Source organism: Actinomadura sp. NPDC000929, from assembly GCF_040492065.1.
GTDB lineage: Bacteria > Actinomycetota > Actinomycetes > Streptosporangiales > Streptosporangiaceae > Spirillospora > Spirillospora verrucosospora.
In genome coordinates, this window is the sequence record NZ_JBEUPA010000043.1 from 1 (window position 1) to 20,174 (window position 20,174).

Here is a 20,174-nt window from a genome sequence, read left to right on the forward strand (position 1 = left end):
CCGGGTCCGGCTCGACCCGAGAGGGCGCTGGTACGAGCGCGTCCACCAGGACGCCGACCACGAGATCTGGCTGATCAGCTAGCGGCGGGAGCGGGCACGGCCCGCTCCCGCCGCAGCGCGTCGAGCGCGAGCACGAGGGAAACGATGCTCAGGCCCATGATCAGCAGTGTCAGCGGCACCGCCAGGTACCACCCGTGTCCCACGGAGGTCTCGGTGTGGTCCTTCACCATCTGGTGCAGCGCTGGAGGCAGGTTTCCCGGTTCCGGGACCGCCGGCTTCCTGATCTTGGGCAGGACGGCCGCGGTGGCCAGCATGAGCAGGCCGACCAGCGCCGGCGCCGCCGCCGTCGCCGCGAGCCGGCCCCTGGACCGGACGCCGCCGAGCACGCCCAGCACGGCGGCCGCCGCCGCGCACAGCAGCGTCACCCGTCCCCAGACCAGATCGATTCCGGCGGAGGTGGCCGTCATGTCGCGGGGGAGTTGCGCGATGGAGACGGTCACCGTCTGCCAGGGCAGCAGCACCGCGATCATCAACAGTGCCGCCGCGCCTGCGATGACGAACCCCGGCCAGCGGCCGTGGCGTCCGCGCGGGCGCGTCACGCGCGTCACCGGTTCGGGCGCCGGCGGCTGCCAGGGGGCCTGGCCCGGTGGCGGTGGTGCGGCGCCGCCCGCGGGTCCGGGAACCGGCGCGGGAGCGGGCCCGGCCGGTCGGGACGCGAGCGAGTTCAGCATCCGCTGCGCCTGGTCGAGCGGCATGCGTTCGGCCGCGCTCTTGCGCATCAGGCCCCGCAGAACAGGTGCGAGGGGACCGGCGTGGGGAGCGGGGGCGGGCTCCTCGGTCGCGACGGCGACGAGAACGGCCCCGGGACTGGTGCCCGCGAAAGGCGGACGGCCTTCCACCGCGGTGTGCAAGGTCGCCCCCAGCGACCACAGGTCCGACTCCGCCCCGGCGGGCAGGCCGCGGACCTGCTCGGGGGACATGTACGCGGGGGTCCCGAGGAGTGCGCCCGAACGCGTCAGGGTCGCGTCGCCCTCGACGGCGGCGATGCCGAAGTCGGTCAGGACGACCCGGTCACCTTCCAGCAGCACGTTGGCGGGCTTGATGTCGCGATGGACGATGCCCGCCTGGTGGGCCGCGCGCAACGCATCCAGAACCCTCGCGCCGAGCGCGGCGGCGCGGTCCGGCGGAAGGGGACCGTGCTCGGCGAGCACATCGGCCAAGGACGGACCGGGAACCAGCTCCATGATGATCCAGGGTTGCCCGTCATCGGTCGTGACGAGGTCGTGGACGGTGACGATGCCCGGGTGCCGGAGCCGGGCCGCCGCCCGCGCCTCCCGGTCGACCCGCGCCGTCCACGCGTCGCGCTCCTCGGCGTCCAGACCCTCGGGCAGCCGCAGTTCCTTGACCGCGACCTGGCGGCCGAGCCGCTCGTCATGCGCGCGCCAGACGGTGCCCATACCGCCGCGTCCCAGTGGATCCATGAGCCGGTACCGGCCCAGCAACCTTCGCCCGAGGTCCTCAGCCACGTCAGGACCGTAGCCCAAAAGCCGCACGGCCCGTCTAAAAAACACTAACGTTCACTTGAACTTCGGGAAGCGGCAGCGCTTGGACGTCCGCGAACTCCCTCCAGGTGTACTCGAAGTCTCGGCCGATTCCTTTCGGCGGGGCGCGAGGTCTACATGGTGGGAGGCGCGGCCCGCGCGGCGGGCCGGTCGGTCTCTCCCATGCACACCGAGAAGGAAAGGCCGATCGCCGATGAGCGTTCCCGCGACCATGCGTGCGCTGCAGCAGACCACCTTCAACGGCCCGCGGGACATGCGTCTGATCACCGACGCGCCGGTGCCGAGCCCCGGCCAGGGCGAGGTCCTGGTCCGCGTCACCGCCGCCGGGGTCAACTTCGCCGACGTCTCGAAGGCGCGCGGAACGTTCGGAGACGGCCCGCGGCCCCCGTACGTGGCGGGTTTCGAGGCCGCCGGGGAGGTCGTCGCGGTCGGCGAGGCGACGGCCGGCCCGCGGCCGGGGGCCCGCGTCGTCGGCGTCGGGGACGGCGCGTTCGCCGAGTACATGGTCCTGCCCGCGGCCGGGGCGGTGCCGGTCCCCCCGGGCTGGACGGAGCAGCAGGCGCTGGGGATGGTCGTGAACTGGCCCACCGCGCTGGCCGCGCTCAGGCCTCTGGGCGGTGTCGCCGCCGGGCAGGCCGTGCTGATCCACGCCGCGGCGGGCGGGACCGGCCAGGCCGCGGTGAGGATGGCCAAGCACTACGGCGCGACGGTCATCGCCACCGCCTCGCCGGGCAAGCACGAGACGGTGCGGGCCCTCGGAGCCGACCACGTCCTGGACTCCCTCGGCGGCGACCTCGCCGCCGAGGTGAGGGAGCTGACCGGCGGCGCCGGCGCCGATGTGGTCCTGGAGTCGGCTGGCGGCGCCACCTTCGCCGCCAGCCTCGCCGCGGCCAGGCGGGTCACGGGCCGGGTCATCGTCTTCGGGATGGCGGGCGGCGAGGCCTCGATCACGAACTGGGAGCTGGTGTACGAGCACCAGGTTCAGATCATCGGGCTCAACATCGGCGCGCTGATCCAGGCCGCTCCGCAGATCTTCGGCGAGGTGATGGACGAGTTGTCCGCGCTGGTCGCGGCCGGTGTGCTCCCCCCCGGTCTCCCCACCGCGTACGACCTGGCCGACGGCCCGAAAGCGCTGGCGGAACTGGAGGCCAGGGCCACCGTCGGAAAGCTGGCTCTGCTGCCGTGAAGAACCCTTCAGACCGAGCCGGTGACGCCGCATCTGATCGCGGGGCCCGGCGGCGGCGGCACGTGGACCGGGCCGAGAGCGCTTCGTGACTAGGCTCGTGGCGTGACATCGGATCCGCGGGCGACACCGAGTCGAGAGCGGTTCACCGCCGAGACCGAGCGGTTCCGCCGGGAGCTGCTGGCGCACTGCTACCGCATGGTCGGGTCGGCGCACGATGCCGAAGACCTGGTGCAGGAGAGCTATCTGCGGGCGTGGCGGTCCTACGCGGGGTTCGAGGGCCGGGCGTCGGTCCGGTCCTGGCTCTACAAGATCGCCACCAACGTCTGCCTGACGGCGATGAAGCCGCGCCCGATCCGGGTGCTGCCCTCGGGTCTGGGCGGCCCGCAGGACCGGCCCGACCGCCCGCCGAGCCCCGCCGCGCCGGGCGAGGTCGCGTGGCTGGAACCGCTGCCGGACGCGTGGATCGCCCCGCCCGCCGACGATCCGGCGGCGGTGGCGGTCGAACGCGAGTCGCTGCGGCTCGCGCTCATCGCCAGCCTGCAGCACCTGCCCGCCCGGCAGCGCGCGATCCTCATCCTGCGCGAGGTGCTGGCGTTCTCGGCGGCCGAGACCGCAGAGATCCTCGACACCACCACGGCGGCGGTCAAGAGCGGTCTGCAGCGCGCCCGTGCCCGGTTGGACGAGCTGGAGCCGAAGCCCGAGGAACTGCTCGAACCGACCGACCAACGGGCGCGCGCGCTTCTCGACGGCTACATCGCGGCCTTCGAACGCTCCGACGCCGCCCTGCTGGAGCAGGTGCTACGCGCGGACGCCACGCTGGAGGCGACGCCGTTCCGCGAGTGGCAGGCGGGCCGGGCGATGTGCGTCCACATGCTCGACGCGTACGTGCTGGGCACACCGGGCGACTGGCGGATGATCGCCACGGCCGCCAACGGGCAGCCCGCCGCCGTCGTGTACCACCGGGACGGGGACGGCGCGCTCCGCGCCGACGGCGTCGTGGTGCTGGCCCCGGCCGCCACCGGCGTCACCCGCGTGGTCAAGTTCCATGACCCCGCGCTGGCCGCGGCGTTCGGCTTCCCGGACGTGCTCGCGGACCGCCCCGCCGGCTGGCCGACCTCCCACCTCTCGTAGGAACGGCCGAGGTCGAGGCCACGGCCGTCCGACCTGGACGGTGACACAGCAGGGGCCTATGAGGAACCGATCGCGGCCGTTCGGCGGAACTGACGGGGTGACAGGCCATAGGCGGCGCGGAAGGCCTGGCTGAAGTGGGCCGGACTGGTGAAACCCCACCGAGCCGCGATGGCGCCGATCGGCGTGGCGGCGAGGAGCGGGTCGCTCAGATCGCGGCGGCACTGCTCCAGGCGGCGCTCGCGGATCCAGCCCGCGACGGTGTGTTCTTCGGCCCGGAACAACTGGTGCAGGTAGCTCAACGAGATGTGGTGGGCGGCGGCGATCGCCCCCGGGGTCAGGTGCACGTCGCTCAGGTTCGCCCGGATGAAGGCATGGATCTGGGCGAGCAGCGCGCGCCGTCGGCTGCCCAGCGGTACGTCGCTGTCGGCGTCCAGCGCGCTGGCCAGCGCGGCGGCCAGGACGTCCAGAGTCAGGGCGGACACTCGCAGGGCCTCGGCCGCACTGAACTGCTCAAGGCGCCGAGCCAGCTCCAGCAGGTACTGCGAAGCCAGCGCGCCGACACCCTGATCGCCCCGGATCCGGACCCCGCTGAGCTCCCGCAGGCCCCGCTCGGGCAGGGGCAGCACCGACCGCGGAAACTGCAACGAGAGCAGTTGGCCGCCCGCAGGGTCCGCCGATCCGAACCTGGTCAGGTAGGGACGCGAGCTGTCACGGAGCATCAGATCCCCGGCACGCAGTTCCGCATCCCGATCGGCTTGTTCCCCTGTGGCGTGACCACGCACGACGCAGGTCACGAAAAAGGTCTCCGGGTCGGACTGGCGGATGAGCCTGTGCGTGCGCTGGATCGTCAGCGACTTCGCACTCAACAGGGTCGCCTGCACGGAGCCGAGCCCGCCCAGAGCGACATGGGCCTGAAACGTGCCTTCCAGATGCGGCTCGCTGCGGGCATCAAGCGGCATCCACATCTTCGAACTCATCTCGCGCCAGAAAGCGAAGTCCATGAGTCACCAAAACTGTTGACGCTGCGGGGTCCGACCAGCAGCATCACCCGGGCGCCCTCGCCGACGCAACCGCCGGCGCGACGAAGCCCGAGGCGCCGGCACGCGTGAGAGGGCCCCGGACGTGCTGGGGCGTGTCGTCCGGCCGGTCTTGCGGCCAGACCCGCGTAAGGTGAGGAGCAGGGTGTGGCCACACCCTTTCAGCGAGAGGCATCGGCCCATGAGGCTCGAACTCACCAACTACGAGGCCCTGCATGGCTGGGGCGTCGTCAACAGCAGCGCCGGGTGGCATGCTCAGCGCAACCGCAAGCCGCCTGCGGCCGAGCAGGCGGTCGGAGACATCCTCTTCACGGCTTACGACTGCCGGACCAGCACCACGACCACGGTCGAGCTCAGCGATGACGAGCGTGCGAGCCTCGCCGAGCTGGTCAGCGAACACATCGCAGCGTGGGTGAAGCGCGGCCGGGAGAACGCCGCGACGCAGCACCTGCGCTCGCTGGTCGTGAAGCTCGGCGGCTGACATGCCTACACCGGGCAACCCGCAACGCAGGTTCCGCCTCGCCGACGACGTCCTGTGGGACGAGTACGGCGAGGCGTGCCGTGAGGTCAACGGCAGCGCGGACCGCAGTGACGACATCCGCAAACATGTCGTGGCCGTCGTCGCCGAATGGAAGAAGCGGCGCCAGACGAGCTGAAGGCGCCGACCCCGCCTGGCGTGGCTCACCATCCCCCTGGCCGACCCATCTTCCTGCAAGGCCTGTCCGGTCAACTCCGAGCGTTCTTCTTTGAAGAAATCATTGGCTCAAGCTTTTTGGCCCGGCATCCCCGCGGCCTGCCGAGTAATATGAAAACAATGAATTAGGGCGCTGTGTTTAATGGCGGTCTGCGGCAGGTACGGCCCTGTGGGCGAGAGGAGACCTCTCCCGAGAACGGAGCGATGCCTTGCAGCAAGCCGGACGGATCTCGCCACAGGTCATGGAGTCGCTCTCGACGCCCGAGCGGGTGGAGACGGGTCTGGGGACTCTGGAGTTCCCGCTGGGCAGGCCCACCGCCGAGACCGCCGAGCGCGTCTACGACCATCTGGACCATCTGCACGCCGTCCGGGCCTTCCTCGACGCGTACTCCGGGGTCAATGTGTGGGCGGCGCGCAGGGGCTTCCTCGATGCCGGCGTCATGGACCACGACGTCCTGCTCTTCTCGGAGTTCATGGATCCCGAGACGCTCGTGCTCACGGGGAACGCGGACACCGTCTACTTCGTGACGTTCCTCGACCTGACCGAGGGGCCGCTGGTCGTGGAGATGCCGGCCCTCTCCCTCTGTTTCGTCAACGACATGTGGTTCCGCTGGGTCGCGGATCCGGGAATGGCGGGGCCGGATCGCGGGGCCGGCGGCAAGTACCTCTTCGTGCCGCCCGGATATGAGGGTCCTCTTCCGGAGGGCGGCTTCTTCCCCCAGCCGACCCGCACCACGCGGCTCCTCCTGGGCGGGCGAGCGTTCCTGGAGAACGACGACCCGAGGCCCGCGGTCGAGCGCATCAAGGAGGGGTTGCGCATCCACCGCTACGCCCCCGGGTTCTTCGGGACGAGCATCGGGGAGATCGTCATGGGGGGCGCGGCCCCGCCGTCGCCGTGGACCGCTCAGACGTGGACCGCCGCGCTCCGCAGGCCCGACCCGCCGCGCTTCGTCGAGGGCACCGGGTTCGCCGTGAACACGGTCCCGCCCGCGGACTCGACGTACTTCGACCTCGCGAGCGAGCTCGTGCACGATCAGCCGGTCGAGGCGCTCGATCCCGAGATCGCCGGTGCGTTGGCCGCGATCGGGATCGCCAAGGGACGGCCCTTCCAGCCGGATCCGCGGATGCGGAAGATCCTCGCCGAGGCGGCCGCGGTGGGGAACGCGACGGCCCGCACCCTCGCCTGCCGCCTGCGTCCGGACGAGGGGGCGCACTTCTACGGTGCGTCCTCCCAGTGGATCAACGGTCTGCTCCCGGCCGGGTACGACTTCATGACCCCGCCCCCGGACATCACCGACCGGGGCGTCGAGCTCCGTGCGAGCGACGGCGCCCGCAAGCTCAACCTGCGGAACTGGTGGTGGTACCTGGGCGTGGGCATCAGCCCGGCGTTCACCGCGCCCCTGCCCGGCATCGGCTCGCAGTACCTGTTCGCGTGCGCGGATCAGGAGGACCGGGCCCTTGACGGGGGCAGGCACTACCGTCTGGTGCTTCCGCCGGACATTCCCGCCGCCCGTTTCTGGTCGTGCACCGTCTACGACAACCAGACCCGCTCGATGCTCTCCACGCCGCAGCGCTTCCCCCGGGCGGGCAGCCAGGACTATCCGACCCCTGCGGCGGTCGCCGACGCGGATGGCACGACCACGGTCCACTTCGGGCCCGACCGGCCCGACGGTGTGCCTGAGGGCAACTGGATCCAGACCGTGCCGGGCAAGGGATGGTTCGTGGTCCTGCGCTTCTACAGCCCGCTGCCGCCGTTCTTCGACAAGACCTGGCGGCCGGGCGAGGTCGAGGCGGTGGGCTGACGCGATGCCTCACCTGAGCGACGCGCCCAGCCCGGGCGTATCAGCCGAGACCCTCGCGTCGATCGGCATCCCGGACCGGCTGGACTCGGTCTTCGGTCCGATGGGCTTCTTCGACGGCCTGCCCCTGCCCGACACGGTCGCCCGGAGCTATGACGCGCTCGACCTGCTGCGCGGGATCGACGTCTTCCTCAACTGCCTGCCCGGTGCGGCGATGGTGGCGATGCGGCGCGGGCTGCGGAGCCTCGGCGTCGACTCCCGCACGATCGGGTACACGGCCCCGCGCTGCGGCTCGGCGCCGTTGATCCTCACGGCGAACACCGAGACCACGTACGGGATGGCCTTCCTGGCGCTCGACCAGGACGGCCCGACGGTGATCGAGGCGCCGGAGGGCTCGCTGAGCGTCGTCGACGATCTCTGGCAGCGCTACGTCGCCGACATGGGGATCGCCGGACCCGACGCGGGCAAGGGAGGCAGGTACCTCTTCCTGCCCCCCGGCTACGACGGCGACGTCCCGGACGGCTACTTCGTCTCGCGGTCGCCGACCTTCTCCTGCTGGGCGGCGCTCCGCGTGCTGGGGGGCGTCGAGAGCCTGCTCAAGACGCGGATGTACCCGCTCTCGGCCGCGGCCGACCCGCCCGAGCAGCGCTTCGTCGACTTCGCCGACTCCGTCTTCACCACGGTCCCCGCCAACGACTTCTCGTTCTTCGAGGAGGTCGACGAGATCGTTCAGGAGGAGCCGCCCGAGGCGCTCGACCCCGAGCGCGCGGGACAGCTCGCCTCGATCGGCATCGTGCCCGGCCGGCCCTTCCGGCCGGACGACCGCATGCGCTCGATCCTCGGCACCGCCGCGCGAGTCGGGTCGGGCCTCGTGCGGACGCTGACCTTCAAACCGCGCGACCCGGGCTTCTTCTACTACTCGGGCAGCTCGTGGAAGAACATGTTCCCGTCCGGAAGCCACGAGTTCCTCTCACCGCAGGGTGCACGGCTCCTGGACGCTCGCGCCGTCTTCCACCACGGGGCGCTCGTGATCACCCCGGCGATGGCGAGGGCGACGGTCGGGGCCGGATCGCAGTACGCCTACACGGCGGAGGACTCCACCGGCGCCTGGCTCGACGGCGAGAAGAGCTACACGCTCACCCTTCCCAAGGACATCCCGGCGAAGGACTTCTGGGCCGTGGACGTCTACGACCCCCAGACTCGGTCGCTGCTGCGCACCGGCGACCCCTACCCGAGCGTGAACAGCCTTTCGGACACCGTGCGGACCGATGACCGCGGCGACACGGTCGTCCACTTCGGCCCGGCCGCGCCGCCGGGCGGGGAGGCGAACTGGATCCAGACGGTCCCCGGCAAGGGATGGTTCGTCGTCCTGCGCCTCTACGGCCCGCTCGAAGGCTGGTTCGACCGGAGTTGGCGGCCGGGCGAGGTCGAACCGGTGTGAGGTAGGCGGCCGTGGGCGAGGCGATCGGTCAGATCCTGTCGTACGGCGTCGGCGTGGCGCTGAGCCCGTTCCCGATCATCGGTGTGGTGCTGATGCTCGCGACTCCCCGGGCGCGTTCCAACGGGCCGGCGCTGCTCCTCGGCTGGATCCTGGGCCTGTCCCTGGTCGGCGCGATCGTGCTGCTGGCCTCGGGCGGCGCGGGCCCGGGCGACCAGGGGCAGCCGGCGGACTGGGTCAGCGCGCTCGACCTGGCGCTCGGCGTGCTGCTGCTGGGGGTGGCGGTGAGGGAGTGGCGCGGCCGTCCGCGCGGCGACGAGCAGGTGTCGCTGCCGAAGTGGATGCGCACCGTCGACTCGTTCACACCGGTCAAGGCGGGAGCGCTCGGGTTCGCGCTGTCCGCCGTCAACCCGAAGAACCTGCTGCTCGTGATCGCCGCGGCGGCGGCGATCGCGCGGACGGACACCTCGGCCGGCGCGCAGGCCGCGGCTCTCGCGGTCTTCGTCGTGATCGGGGCGACCGGGACCGGAGCGCCGGTCGTGCTCTACTTCGTCCTCAAGGAGCGCTCCCAGCACATCCTCGACGACCTCAAGCTCTGGATGGAGCGGCACAACTCGGCGATCATGACCGTGATCTGCCTGATCCTCGCCGCGAAGCTGGCGGGCAACGCCATCAGCGACCTCTCCTCCTGATGAGGCCGAGCATGCTCGGGCTGTTCCCCTCGCTGCGGGGATACCGGCGGCAGTGGCTGGGGCGGGACGCCCTGGCCGGGGTGACGGTGTGGGCGGTCCTCGTGCCCGAGGCGCTCGCCTACGCGACGATCGCCGGCGTCTCGCCCGTGGTCGGCCTCTACGCCGCGCCCGCGGCCCTGGTCCTCTACGCCGCCTTCGGCAGTTCCAGGCACCTGGTGGTCGGGCCGATGGCGGCGACGGCCGCGCTCTCGGCGGCGATCGTCGGTGAGGCCGCAGGCGGTGCGAGCGCGGACGTCCACACCGCGATGACGGCGGCCCTGGCCGTCACGGTGGGCATCGCGGGGCTCCTCGCCGGACTGCTGCGCCTCGGCTTCCTCGCGAGCTTCATCTCCGAGCCGGTCCTGAAGGGCTTCATCGTCGGCCTGGCACTGACGATCATCGCGGGACAGCTGCCGAAGCTGTTCGGCGTCGAGGCCGCGCCGGGGGACTTCTTCGAGAAGATCTGGGCCCTGATCGGCGACCTCGGCGAGACCAGCGGCCTCACCCTCCTGGTCGGCGGGGGCAGCCTCCTTCTGATCCTCGTCCTCAGGCGGGTCGCCCCGTTCGTGCCGGGCTCGCTGCTCGCGGTGGCGCTGGGGATCGCGGCGGCGGCGGCCTTCGATCTGGAGCACCGCGGTGTCGCCGTCGTCGGCGGGATCGAGACCGGGCCGCCCCCGTTCGGCTTCCCCGACGTCTCGGTGGACGCCCTCGGCGGCCTCGCCGCCGGAAGCGTCGGCGTGCTGCTCGTCGCCTTCGCCGAGGGACTCGCGGCGGCGAAGAGCTACGCCGTCCGCGACCACTACGAGATCGACGCCGACCGCGAGCTGATCGGGCTCGGGGCCGCCGGCCTGGGCGCCGGCCTGTCCGGCGGCATGGTCGTCAACGGCAGCCTCTCGAAGACCGCCGTCAACTGGTCGGCGGGCGCACGCACCCAGCTGTCCGGGGTCTTCGTCGCCTTCCTCACCATGGTCACGCTGCTCTTCCTCACCGGCCTCTTCGAGAGGCTCCCCGAGGCGGTGCTCGCGGGCGTCGTGGTCGCGGCGGTGGTCGAGCTGGTCGACATCCCCTCGCTGGTCGCCCTCCACCGCGTCTTCACCCGCAGGCTGGGCCGGGCCTACGGCGTCGCCGCGCGGCCCGACTTCGTCACCGCGGTCGCCGCGATGCTCGGGGTGATGATCTTCGACACGCTGCCCGGCCTCTTCATCGGCATCGGCGTCTCGCTGCTGCTGCTCCTCTACCGCTCGTCGCGCCCGGTCATCAGCGAGCTGGGGCGGCTGCCGGAGGACGGGCACTTCGCCGCGCTCGACAGGCACACGGACGGCCGCAGGATCCCGGGGGTGGTCGTGCTGCGCGTCGAGGCGGGCATCTACTTCGCCAACGCCGAGCGGATCCGGTCCACGGTGCGGAGCGCCGCCGGCCGGGAGGGGGCGACGGCCGTCGTGATCGACGCCGAGACGGTCCCCTTCGTCGACGTCAGCGCGGTACGCATGCTCGACGAGCTGACCGAGGAGCTGGAGGCCCGCGGAGTCAGGCTCCTGCTGGCCGGCGATGTGGGCCAGGTCCGGGACGTGTTGCGCACCGCCGGAGCCAGGGCGGAGCTGAGGCACGTCTATCCCACCGTCCAGGCGGCCGTCGACGCGTCCAGCACCGGAACCTGACCCTGGCCGGGCAAGGCCGCGCCGTGCGCACAAGCCGTCTGGCCGAGGACAGGCGGGACGGAGCTGCGCCCGCGGCGGCGATGGTGAACGAGGGTTTGGGGATGCAACATCGCGGGGCTTTTCGCGTCTCTTGGCGTGAACTCAAAACTGGATCTTCTGCCCGGCGAACGCCCGGCGACGACCGGGCGTCCCGGCCCGCCCACCGAAGTCGCAGGTCGGCGCCGGGAGGCGGGGCGAGAGCGGCGGAGGGCCTGGCTCCTTCCCTTGGCGCCCGCCCTGCTGGCGCTGGCGATGGGCCTCTGGGGCGCCGGAGGGCTGCCGCTGTGGCGCGACGAGGCGATCACATCCGAGATCGCCCGCCGCTCGATCCCCGACATCCTGTGGTGCGCGTGGCACATCGACGCCGTCCACGCCGCCTACTACCTGCTCATGCACTGCGTCGTGCAGGTGTTCGGGGCCGGCGAGTTCGCGCTGCGGCTCCCCTCGATCGCGGCGTTCGCGGCCACGGCGGCGGGCATCACCGTCCTCGGCCGCAGGATCATGTCCGCGCCCGTGGGGCTGGTCGCCGGGCTGCTCTGCGCCGCGGCCCCGTTCGCCAGCCACTACGCGCACGAGGCCCGGTCCTACTCCCTGGTCGCGGCGCTCACCGTGTGGCTGACCGTGCTGTTCGTGGACCTTGCGGAACGGGGCTCCCGGCGCCGGTACGCCGCCTACGGCGCGGGCGTCGCCCTGCTGGGGCTGGTCCATCTGTTCGCACTGCTCGTCCTGCTCGCCCATCTGGCGACCCTGCTGATGGCGCGCCGCACCAGGACGATGCTGCGCCGGTGGTGCGCTGCCACGGCGGGAGCGGTGCTCGCGGTGAGCCCGCTGATCGCGCTGGCCGTGACCCAGCGCAACGCCCTCGACTGGCTGACGCGCCCGGGATGGCGCGACGTGCTCTATCTGGCCGAGGCGTTCACCGGCCCCCTGATCGTGGCGTACCTGCTCGGCGCCGCCATGGCGGTGGGACTGGTCACGGCGCGGCGCCGCGGCCCGATCGGCCTGCGGGCACTGGCCGTCCCGTGGCTGCTGCTGCCCGCGACGGTGCTGCTCCTGGTCTCCCAGCTCCATCCCTTCTACACGAGCCGCTACGTGATCGGCAGCCTCCCCGCCATGGCGCTGCTGGCCGCCGCGGGTCTCGCCCGGCTGCCCTACCGGGCGTGGTTCGTGCCGCTCGTCGCGATGGCCGTCCTGGTGGCGCCGCTGCACGTCGAGCAGCGCCGTCCGGAGAACTGGTGGGACGACCTCCGCGGGGCCGCGGCGGTCGTCGAGCGGGAGGCCCGGCCGGGGGACGCGATCCTCTTCCTCACGGCGGACCGGCGGTCGATCGCCGAGGCGTACCCGGACGCGTTCCGCGGGTTGCGCGACGTCGCGCTGCGGCGGACCCCCGCCCAGGCGGGCAACTTCGGCGGCACCGAGTTCGAACCGGCCGAGATCGGCCAACGGCTGACCGGCGCCGCGACGGACCGGGTGTGGCTGCTGGAGGGGCCCTGGCGCATGCCGTCCCTGGTTCCGCGGGACCAGGCGAAAGTCGACGTCCTCCAGCGGCACTTCCGGCAGGCCGGCGTCTGGCGCGTCCGCGGCATCACGCTGTCACTGTTCCAGCGGCGGACGGCCCGCCCGGAAAAAGTGCGGCCGGCCGTGCAACATCGGCGCCACGGACGCGTCTCTTCCCCGTGAGCCTCCTCAACTTCCGCAAGGACGGCCCCCCGGACCTGACGGCGCCTTCGCCCGAGAGAGCGGTGACGCAGTTGTACGAAGCGCACGCCCTCGAACTCGTCAGGCTGGCCCTGGTGATGGTCGGCGACAGGCCGACGGCCGAGGACGTCGTCCAGCACTCCTTCCTCGGGCTGTACCAGCGGTGGGGCAGGCTGAAGGACCCCGGCAAGGCCCTCACCTACCTGAGGTCGTCGGTGCTCAACAACTGCCGGTCGGTGCTGCGCCGCCGGGGCCGCCGCCCTCTCGGCGCCCAGGACCCGCCCGCCGCGTCGGCGGAGAGCCGGGTCCTCGGACGGGAGCAGGGCAGGGAGATCCTCGACGCGCTGCGCCGCCTGCCGCACCGGCAGCGGGAGACACTGGTGCTCCGGTTCGTCCTGGATCTGTCCGAGGAGGAGACCGCGCAGATCATGCGGGTGAGCCGGGGCACCGTCCGGTCCAACACGTCACGCGGGCGCACCGCCCTTGAGCGCATGCTGGGAGAGACCTCGTGAACGTCGAACGGCTGCTGAAGGACGCCGCCGCCGCCGAGACGCGCGAGGTGACGCGCGAGTCGCTGCCGCCCCTGGCCCTGCCCGCCGCGCGCCGCCGGCGGCCGGCGGGACGGTGGATCGTGCCGGTCGCCGCCGCCCTCACGGTCATCGCGGTCGCGGCCGTGACCGTCGCTCTCCGCGGCGCCCTGCGCAGCCCGGACGTGGTCGGCGCGCACGAGGGGCCCCCGTACTTCCTGGCGACCCACCGGAAGGGCGGCGTCGGGGTGTTCGACTCCTGGACGGGACGCATGATCGCCGACATCGGGCCCCGCGCCGGGCACTACTCGGCGCTCGCCGTCTCGGGCGACCGGCGCACCGCCTTCCTCGCCGACGAGAGCGGCCCCTGCCGCACGCGCATCGAGAAGGTCGGCCTGCGCCGCGACGGGACCGTGGCGAGCAGGACGACCCTGCCCGGCGGGTTCGACACCCGGGTGGACGAGATGGCCGCCACCGCGGACGGCGGCCGCGTCGCGCTCGTCTTCAACAACCTCACCGGTTGCCGCGGCGACGACGTGGCGGTCGTCGACTCCCCGTCCGGCGCCCACCGCGGATGGCGTCTGCCGCCGCCGAGCGCGAGCTCACTGGAGTACGCGCAGTCCCCGGCATGGGGGGCGGACGGCCGCACCCTCTTATTCGTCACCAACGCCCCGGAGAGCCCCCAGGGGGAGTACAACGGCATCGTCCTGCGCGAGCTCGACACCCGCAGGGCCGACGCCGACCTCGCCCACGCCCCCGCGGTTCTGAGGAGCGTGGCCGATCTGTCCTCCTTCCGGCCCTCCCCGGACGGGCGTACCGTCACGGCCATCGAGGAGAAGACCTACGTCGGGGGGACGTTCGAATCCGTCGCGATCGTGGAGCTGCCCCTGTCTCGCGGGGACACGTCCCGCACGGCGCCCGTCCGCGAGTTCGCGCGCATGACGGCCCGGCAGATCGCGCCCGCGGCACCGGTGGATTTCCGGACCTCCCTCGACGCGACCGGCAGGCACCTCCTCGTCAGCTCGCGCCACGACCGGGCCGTCTTCCGCATGGACGACGGCCGCTTCCACCGTCTCCCCGACATGCACCGCAGCGACCTGGGCCTGATCGCCTGGTAGTTCCCGCCCGTGGAGGCGCGGGCCCGGCAGGTCGGGGTACTGATCCCGGGAAGGGGAAGGGCCGGTAGGGGAGGTGTCGGCGGGCCCGGAGCGCTGCCGGCGTCCAGAGATCTGGATGGAGGCGTTGGGTTTGTTCGCCTCGGTCGTGTCGTGGGTGGCCGGGCTTTCCGGGCCCGTCGTCTACGGGGTCGTCGGCGGGCTCGTGTTCTGCGAGGACGCCCTGTTCTTCGGCTTCGTGCTGCCCGGTGAGACGGCCGTCGTCCTCGGCGGGGCGCTGGCCGCCCAGCAGAAGGTCTCGGTCGTGTGGCTCGCCGTGATCGTGGTCCTGGCGGCGATCGCGGGGGACTTCGCCGGGTACCAGATCGGGCGCCATGCCGGGCAGCCGATCCTGGACAGCCGTCCGCTCCGCCGCCACCGCGACCGCGTGGACGGCGCCCGCGACCTGATCCGGCGCCGCGGCGGTGCCGCCGTCATCGCCGGGCGGTTCATCGCGTTCTTCCGCGCGATCATGCCCGCGCTGGCCGGGGTCTCGGGGATGCCCGGCCGGGTGTTCCTGCTCTACAACGCCGCCGGAGGCCTGGTCTGGGGCGTGACCTTCACGCTGCTCGGATACTTCGCCGGGCACGCCTACGCCCGGGTCGAGCACGTCGCCGGGCGGATCACCGCCATCGTGATCGTCGCTGTGGTCGTGCTCGCCGTCGTCGTCTGGCGGCTTCGCGATCACTTGCGCCGGAGACGCGACGGCCACGGCGGCCCGGGCGGCGGACGCTCCGGTCGGTCCGAGTGAACGTCCTGGCGGTCGCGATCGCCCTGGCCGCATCGGTGTTCTTCGGGTTCGCGGCGGCGCTGGCCACGGCGGGGCTGGTCGCCTTCCTGGTCGCGGCCGCCCCGCAGGGTGGCATCAGACATCCGAGCGGCGCCGCGTGGTTCGCCTGCGGCGGGCTCGTCGCGGTGACCGTGATCGGCCTGCTGGCCCTGTCGCACTACACGACCAGGGGCTCGCGCTCGGGCGCCTCCGTGGGGCTGGCAGATCAGGACGACCCCGCCGCGGCTGGCGATCATCTTCGTCGCCGTCCTCGCCATGGCCTACGGCATCTGGACGACCAGCACCACCTGGCAGCCGCCACGGCGCCCCCCGGCCGCCCCGCCCGACGACCAGGCCGACCGATGACGGTGTCGAAGGGGGAGTCCGCAGCGCGGCGGGTGCGGTTTTCCGCAAAGGGCCGGGCGGTCGTCCGCATGGGCGGCAAGGGGTCCGGCTCCGTAGCGTTCATCCGTGATCAGAATTTCTCGGTGGACGGCTCTCGCGGTGTCCGGTGCGGCGGCGACCTTCGCGGCGGCCACGGTCTTCCTCGCCGCTCCCGACGCGCGTACGGCGCAGTCGCGGTCCGACCGGACCCCTGCGTCCCAGGACGGATTCCAGGCGATGTTGGACGACCTGGTGAAGACCGGGGCGGCCACGGCCGTCCTGCTCCGGGTGCGGACCGCGGGCGGGGGCGAGTGGTCCGGTGCGGCGGGCGTGTCCGACGTCCGGACGGGGCGGCCGGCCGATCCGGCCGGGTACTTCCGGATCGGCAGCGTCACCAAGACGTTCGCGGCGACCGTCCTGCTGCAGCTCGTCGACGAGGGACGGCTGCGGCTCGACGACCCGGTGGCCGAGCACCTGCCCGGAGTCGTCCCGGACGGCGAGCGCATCACGGTGCGGCAGGTCCTCCAGCACACCAGTCTGCTTCGCGACTACATGAGCGACCCGGGGTGGTCCACCAACCGCTGGCGCGGGGCGCAGCGGTTCCGCGGTTACAGGCCCGACCGGCTCCTCGCGCAGGCGTTCCGCGTCCCCGCCCAGATTCCCCCGGACGTCACCTGGAAATACTCCAACACCAACTACGTGGTCGTGGGGAAACTGATCGAGCGGCTGACCGGGCGGCCCTACGGGAAGGAGGTGGAAGAGCGTGTGCTGCGCCCGCTCCGGCTGACGCAGACGATCGTTCCCGGTAACCGGCCTGGGCTCCCCCGCCCGCACGCGCACGGCTACGCGCTGCTGCCGGACGGGCGGACCGTGGACGCCACGCGCATGAACCCCTCCCTGGACTGGGCGGCCGGCGAGATGATCTCCACCACCCGTGACCTCGGCCGCTTCCTCGACGGGCTGCTCGGCGGAGGCCTGCTGTCCCCCGCGACGCTCGCCGCGATGCGTGCGGCCCGTCCCACCGGCGCCGGATTCGCCTACGGGCTCGGGTTCCAGGAGTACACGCTGACCTGCGGCAAGCACATGATCGGGCACAGCGGCCAGCTCATCGGCTACACCACCTACGCGCTCCGCTCCGACGACGGGCGGCAGATGAACCTGTCGGTGAACCTCGGCTCCTCGCCGCCCTCGGCCGACAAGCTCTACGCCTTCGCGGGCAAGGTGTTCTGCTGACGGTCACACCGACATCCCCACGCCGGCCGGCTCGACCGCAACGGCGCCTCCCACCCGCCGAGACGAACCGCGTCCCGGTGGGCGGAGCGCCCGGGGCGGGGTGGTCGGTCAGGCGGTCGTCCGGGGGGCGAGGTGCTGGAGGAAGAACTCGGTCATGAGGGCGAGCGTGTTCTTGAACTCCTGGTTGTAGACGACGAAGTGGCCGCCGGGCAGGGTGACGAGCCGCTTGGGGTGCAGGGCCCGTTCGTAGGCGGCGAAGGCCAGGTCGCTGTGAGTGAGGATGTCGTGCTGGGCGACGACGAGCATGAGCGGTGTGGGGGAGATGCGGGCGACGTAGTCGCCCGGCTCGTAGCCGGCGATCGCCTCCACCGACCGGAGCGTGACCTCGTTGCGCCAGGTCGCCAGGCGCTCCGGCTCGATCGTCTGGTACCACTCGTAGGTCTCCCGGTCGGCCATCGCGGCGGGCTCCCCGGGGGTCGCGGTGATGAGGGGGATCATCGCCGGCGCCTCGCCGTTGAACCGGGCGAGCCGGTCGGCGTCGAAGCTCCTGCGCACCTCGGCGAGCGCCTCGCTGGGGATGAACCGCGACAGGGTCGTCCCGCCGCTGATGACCGGCACCTGCGAGTAGACGGCCTTGACCCGCCGGTCGATCGCCCCGACGACGAGCACGTGCCCGCCTGAGAAGCTCGACCCGAAGACCCCGATGCGCTCGGCGTCCACCTCGGGACGCGTGCACAGGAAGGTGATGGCGTCCCGGTATCCCTGGATCTGTGTCCAGGGGTCGACCTCCTGGCGCGGCTCGCCGTCGCTCGCGCCGAACGAGGCGTGGTCGTAGAGGACGACCGCCAGCCCGGCCGCGGCGAGCGCTTCGGCGATGTCGTCGGTGTACTGCTCCTTGACCGCCCCGAGCCCGTGGGTGACGACCACGGCCGGGTGCGGGCCGGAGGCGCCGTCGGGGGTGTAGAGCCATCCGCGGAGGGTCGTCCCGGCCGAGACGAACTCGATGTCCTGGCGCATTGTGCGGGTCCTTTCGCTGGTGCGGCGGCTGTCCGCCGCGGTCTATGGAGGGCCGGGGGATCCGGCGGGGGTGAAGACGCCGCTGAGCGCGGCGGCGTGTGCGGCCGCTGCGGCGCTCTCGGCGATCTCGTCGTCCACCGGCCCGCGGGCGACGAGCAGCCGGTAGTAGAGGGGGGCGCCGACGGCGCTGATGATCGCGACGCCGTCGGTCCCCGGCGGCAGTTCGCCGCGTCCCACGGCCCGCTCGACGATCCGGGACGCGAGGCGGTTGCGCTCGGCGATCACCGTGGCCCAGGCGGTGGACGCCTCGGGGGACCGGACGGCGGCGGCCACGACGCCCTCGACGAGCGCCCGGGCCCTGGGCTGCCGGTACAGCGCGGCGATCTCCAGCGCGAGCGCCCGGAGGTCGTCCTTGAACGAGCCGGTGTCCGGTATCGGGATCTCGGTCTTGCCCAGTTCGCCCAGCAGGTCGACGACGAGTCCCTCGACCGTCCGCCATCGCCGGTACAGCGTGGCCAGATGCACGCCCGAACGCGCGGCCACCTTCTCCAGGGTGAGTCCGGCGTATCCGCCGGCCTCCAGCTCGTCCCGGGCCGCGGCCAGCACCGCGGCACGAGTGCGCGCCGTTCGGCCGCCAGGCCTCACGGCCCCCGTCGCGCGCGGCTTCGCGTCCATGCGGCGCCCCTCTCCGTGGGTCGCCTAGAGAGTAACGCGAAATTCTTTGCATTAACAGTGGCCGGCGCGACCGGATAAGGGGCCAAAGGGGGGGCAGGAGGACCGGGGAGACAGAACGCCCATTCGGGGGGACCGTTACGGAAGCGAGGGTCGCGTGTCTGGTGCCGTGGTCATCGTCGGCGCCGGCCTGGCCGGGCTGGCGTGTGCGGTGAGGCTGAACGAGGCCGGGGTGCCGGTGCGGGTGCTGGAGGCGTCCGACGGGGTCGGGGGCCGGACGCGGACCGACATCGTCGACGGATTCCGTCTCGACCGGGGCTTCCAGGTCTTCAACACTGCCTATCCCGAGGCCAGGCGTGTCCTGGACATCCGGGCCCTGGACCTGAGGCCGTTCGCTTCCGGTCTGCTCGTGTTCCATGAGGGACGGCGTGAGCGCGTGATGCTCCCTTGGAAGCATCCCCGGCATGCGCTGAGCGGTGCCCTTGCCGACGTCGGCTCCGTCCGCGACAAGGCCGGGCTGGCCGCGATGACCGCCCGCGACCTGACGTTTCCCGTCCCCCGGATCCTGCGCGAAGCCGAACGCGACACGGCCGCGGAGCTTCGCCACTGGGGCATCTCCGAGCGGATGACCGAAAAGCTGCTGCGCCCGTTCCTGGCCGGGGTGCTGCTGGAACGGGAGCTGGAGACCTCAAGCCGCTTCTTCCACCTGATCTGGCGGTCGTTCGCACGCGGCACGATCGGTGTCCCCGCCCTCGGGATGGGACGGATGGCGGAGCAACTCGCGGCGCGGTTGCCGGACGGAGCGCTGTCGCTGGAGACCGCGGTGGGAGCGGTCACCGGTGAGGGGGTGCGGACCTCCGATGGGGAGACGGTGGAGGCCGACGCCGTCATCGTGGCGACCGACCCCGTCCGGGCCGCCGCCCTCGTCCCCGAGATCGAGGCGCCCGTCATGCGGGACGTCACCACCTTCTACCACGCGGCGCCGAAGTCTCCGCTGGAGGAGCCCCTGCAGATCCTGGACGCCGAGGGGATCATCACCGACACCCTCGTCCTCACCGACGCGGCGCCCGAGTACTCCGCCGACGGCCGCGCGCTCATCGCGACCTCCGTGCTCGGGATCGACGCCGACGAGTCGCGCGTGCGCGGCCGGCTGGACGAGATCTACGGCGGCGCCGCCGCGTGGCAGCTGATCGCCACTTATCCGATCAAGGGAGCTCTTCCGGCGATGCCTCCACCGCTGAGGCTGCGCCGCCCGGTGCGGATCCGCAGAGGACGCTACGTCTGCGGCGACCACCGCGACACCGGATCCATCCAGGGCGCCCTGGTGTCCGGCCGCCGCGCCGCCGAAGCCGTCCTGGCCGACCTGCCCGGCTGAGCCGTCGACCCACCGGTGCGCGGGGGCGGTGAGGGCCCGGCTTTCGGATGCGTGGCGTGGTGGCGCAGGT

At 72.4% G+C, this 20,174-nt stretch carries 18 protein-coding genes; 14 read left to right on the forward strand and 4 right to left on the reverse strand.

Features of this window, described 5'->3' with window-relative positions:
* Window positions 1-74 precede the first annotated feature (74 nt).
* Window positions 75-1,526, reverse strand: a complete 1,452-nt coding sequence (locus tag ABWI04_RS17670; RefSeq protein ID WP_353833071.1) for a serine/threonine-protein kinase — start codon at window positions 1,524-1,526, stop codon at window positions 75-77.
* 229 nt (window positions 1,527-1,755) lie between these two features.
* Between ABWI04_RS17670 and ABWI04_RS17675 the strand changes: the two genes are divergently transcribed.
* Together ABWI04_RS17675 and ABWI04_RS17680 are read left to right on the forward strand one after the other, a co-directional pair.
* Window positions 1,756-2,748 (forward strand): zinc-binding dehydrogenase, encoded by a 993-nt coding sequence (locus ABWI04_RS17675; protein WP_353833072.1) that lies wholly within the window; start codon window positions 1,756-1,758, stop codon window positions 2,746-2,748.
* A 102-nt stretch (window positions 2,749-2,850) separates the two neighbouring features.
* Window positions 2,851-3,879, forward strand: a complete 1,029-nt coding sequence (locus ABWI04_RS17680) for an RNA polymerase subunit sigma-70 (RefSeq protein WP_353833073.1) — start codon at window positions 2,851-2,853, stop codon at window positions 3,877-3,879.
* Between the two features lie 56 nt (window positions 3,880-3,935).
* On the opposite strand, the gene ABWI04_RS17685 is transcribed toward ABWI04_RS17680, so the two are convergent.
* Window positions 3,936-4,880: a helix-turn-helix domain-containing protein gene (locus ABWI04_RS17685; RefSeq protein WP_353833074.1), complete on the reverse strand. Its 945-nt coding sequence runs from the start codon at window positions 4,878-4,880 to the stop codon at window positions 3,936-3,938.
* A gap of 217 nt (window positions 4,881-5,097) precedes the next feature.
* Here ABWI04_RS17685 and ABWI04_RS17690 point away from each other — a divergent pair, with 217 nt between their 5' ends.
* The 11 genes from ABWI04_RS17690 to ABWI04_RS17740 all read left to right on the forward strand — a co-directional run bounded on the left by ABWI04_RS17690 (window position 5,098) and on the right by ABWI04_RS17740 (window position 17,040).
* Window positions 5,098-5,397, forward strand: a complete 300-nt coding sequence (locus tag ABWI04_RS17690; protein ID WP_345172601.1) for a hypothetical protein — start codon at window positions 5,098-5,100, stop codon at window positions 5,395-5,397.
* 1 nt (window position 5,398) lies between these two features.
* Window positions 5,399-5,572, forward strand: coding sequence for a hypothetical protein (locus ABWI04_RS17695; RefSeq protein ID WP_353833075.1), 174 nt, complete (start codon window positions 5,399-5,401; stop codon window positions 5,570-5,572).
* A 247-nt stretch (window positions 5,573-5,819) separates the two neighbouring features.
* Window positions 5,820-7,412: a DUF1254 domain-containing protein gene (locus ABWI04_RS17700; RefSeq protein WP_353833076.1), complete on the forward strand. Its 1,593-nt coding sequence runs from the start codon at window positions 5,820-5,822 to the stop codon at window positions 7,410-7,412.
* A gap of 4 nt (window positions 7,413-7,416) precedes the next feature.
* Window positions 7,417-8,850: a DUF1254 domain-containing protein gene (locus ABWI04_RS17705; protein WP_353833077.1), complete on the forward strand. Its 1,434-nt coding sequence runs from the start codon at window positions 7,417-7,419 to the stop codon at window positions 8,848-8,850.
* A gap of 11 nt (window positions 8,851-8,861) precedes the next feature.
* Entirely contained in the window at window positions 8,862-9,539 is a 678-nt protein-coding gene (locus ABWI04_RS17710) for a GAP family protein (protein WP_345172609.1), read from the forward strand.
* A gap of 11 nt (window positions 9,540-9,550) precedes the next feature.
* Window positions 9,551-11,236, forward strand: a complete 1,686-nt coding sequence (locus tag ABWI04_RS17715) for a SulP family inorganic anion transporter (RefSeq protein WP_353833078.1) — start codon at window positions 9,551-9,553, stop codon at window positions 11,234-11,236.
* A 264-nt stretch (window positions 11,237-11,500) separates the two neighbouring features.
* Window positions 11,501-12,955, forward strand: a complete 1,455-nt coding sequence (locus ABWI04_RS17720; RefSeq protein WP_353833079.1) for a glycosyltransferase family 39 protein — start codon at window positions 11,501-11,503, stop codon at window positions 12,953-12,955.
* Window positions 12,952-13,485 carry a SigE family RNA polymerase sigma factor gene (locus tag ABWI04_RS17725; protein ID WP_353833080.1) on the forward strand — a complete coding sequence of 178 codons (534 nt, stop codon included), beginning with the start codon at window positions 12,952-12,954 and terminating at the stop codon, window positions 13,483-13,485. The genes ABWI04_RS17720 and ABWI04_RS17725 overlap by 4 nt, the downstream gene beginning before the upstream one ends.
* Window positions 13,482-14,618 carry a TolB-like translocation protein gene (locus ABWI04_RS17730; protein ID WP_353833081.1) on the forward strand — a complete coding sequence of 379 codons (1,137 nt, stop codon included), beginning with the start codon at window positions 13,482-13,484 and terminating at the stop codon, window positions 14,616-14,618. The genes ABWI04_RS17725 and ABWI04_RS17730 overlap by 4 nt, the downstream gene beginning before the upstream one ends.
* Window positions 14,619-14,742: 124 nt before the next feature.
* Window positions 14,743-15,405 carry a DedA family protein gene (locus ABWI04_RS17735; RefSeq protein WP_353833082.1) on the forward strand — a complete coding sequence of 221 codons (663 nt, stop codon included), beginning with the start codon at window positions 14,743-14,745 and terminating at the stop codon, window positions 15,403-15,405.
* A gap of 489 nt (window positions 15,406-15,894) precedes the next feature.
* Window positions 15,895-17,040, forward strand: coding sequence for a serine hydrolase domain-containing protein (locus tag ABWI04_RS17740; protein ID WP_353833083.1), 1,146 nt, complete (start codon window positions 15,895-15,897; stop codon window positions 17,038-17,040).
* Between the two features lie 108 nt (window positions 17,041-17,148).
* Here the strand turns inward: ABWI04_RS17740 and ABWI04_RS17745 are convergent, their stop codons facing one another.
* Together ABWI04_RS17745 and ABWI04_RS17750 are read right to left on the reverse strand one after the other, a co-directional pair.
* The gene (locus ABWI04_RS17745; protein ID WP_353833084.1) at window positions 17,149-18,057 is read right to left on the reverse strand and encodes an alpha/beta hydrolase; all 909 of its coding nucleotides are present in this window, start codon (window positions 18,055-18,057) and stop codon (window positions 17,149-17,151) included.
* A gap of 42 nt (window positions 18,058-18,099) precedes the next feature.
* Window positions 18,100-18,732 carry a TetR/AcrR family transcriptional regulator gene (locus tag ABWI04_RS17750; RefSeq protein WP_345172624.1) on the reverse strand — a complete coding sequence of 211 codons (633 nt, stop codon included), beginning with the start codon at window positions 18,730-18,732 and terminating at the stop codon, window positions 18,100-18,102.
* Between the two features lie 154 nt (window positions 18,733-18,886).
* On the opposite strand from ABWI04_RS17750, the gene ABWI04_RS17755 reads away from it, so the two are divergent.
* On the forward strand, window positions 18,887-20,104 hold the full coding sequence (locus ABWI04_RS17755; protein WP_353833085.1) for an NAD(P)/FAD-dependent oxidoreductase: 1,218 nt from the start codon (window positions 18,887-18,889) through the stop codon (window positions 20,102-20,104).
* Window positions 20,105-20,174 lie beyond the last annotated feature (70 nt).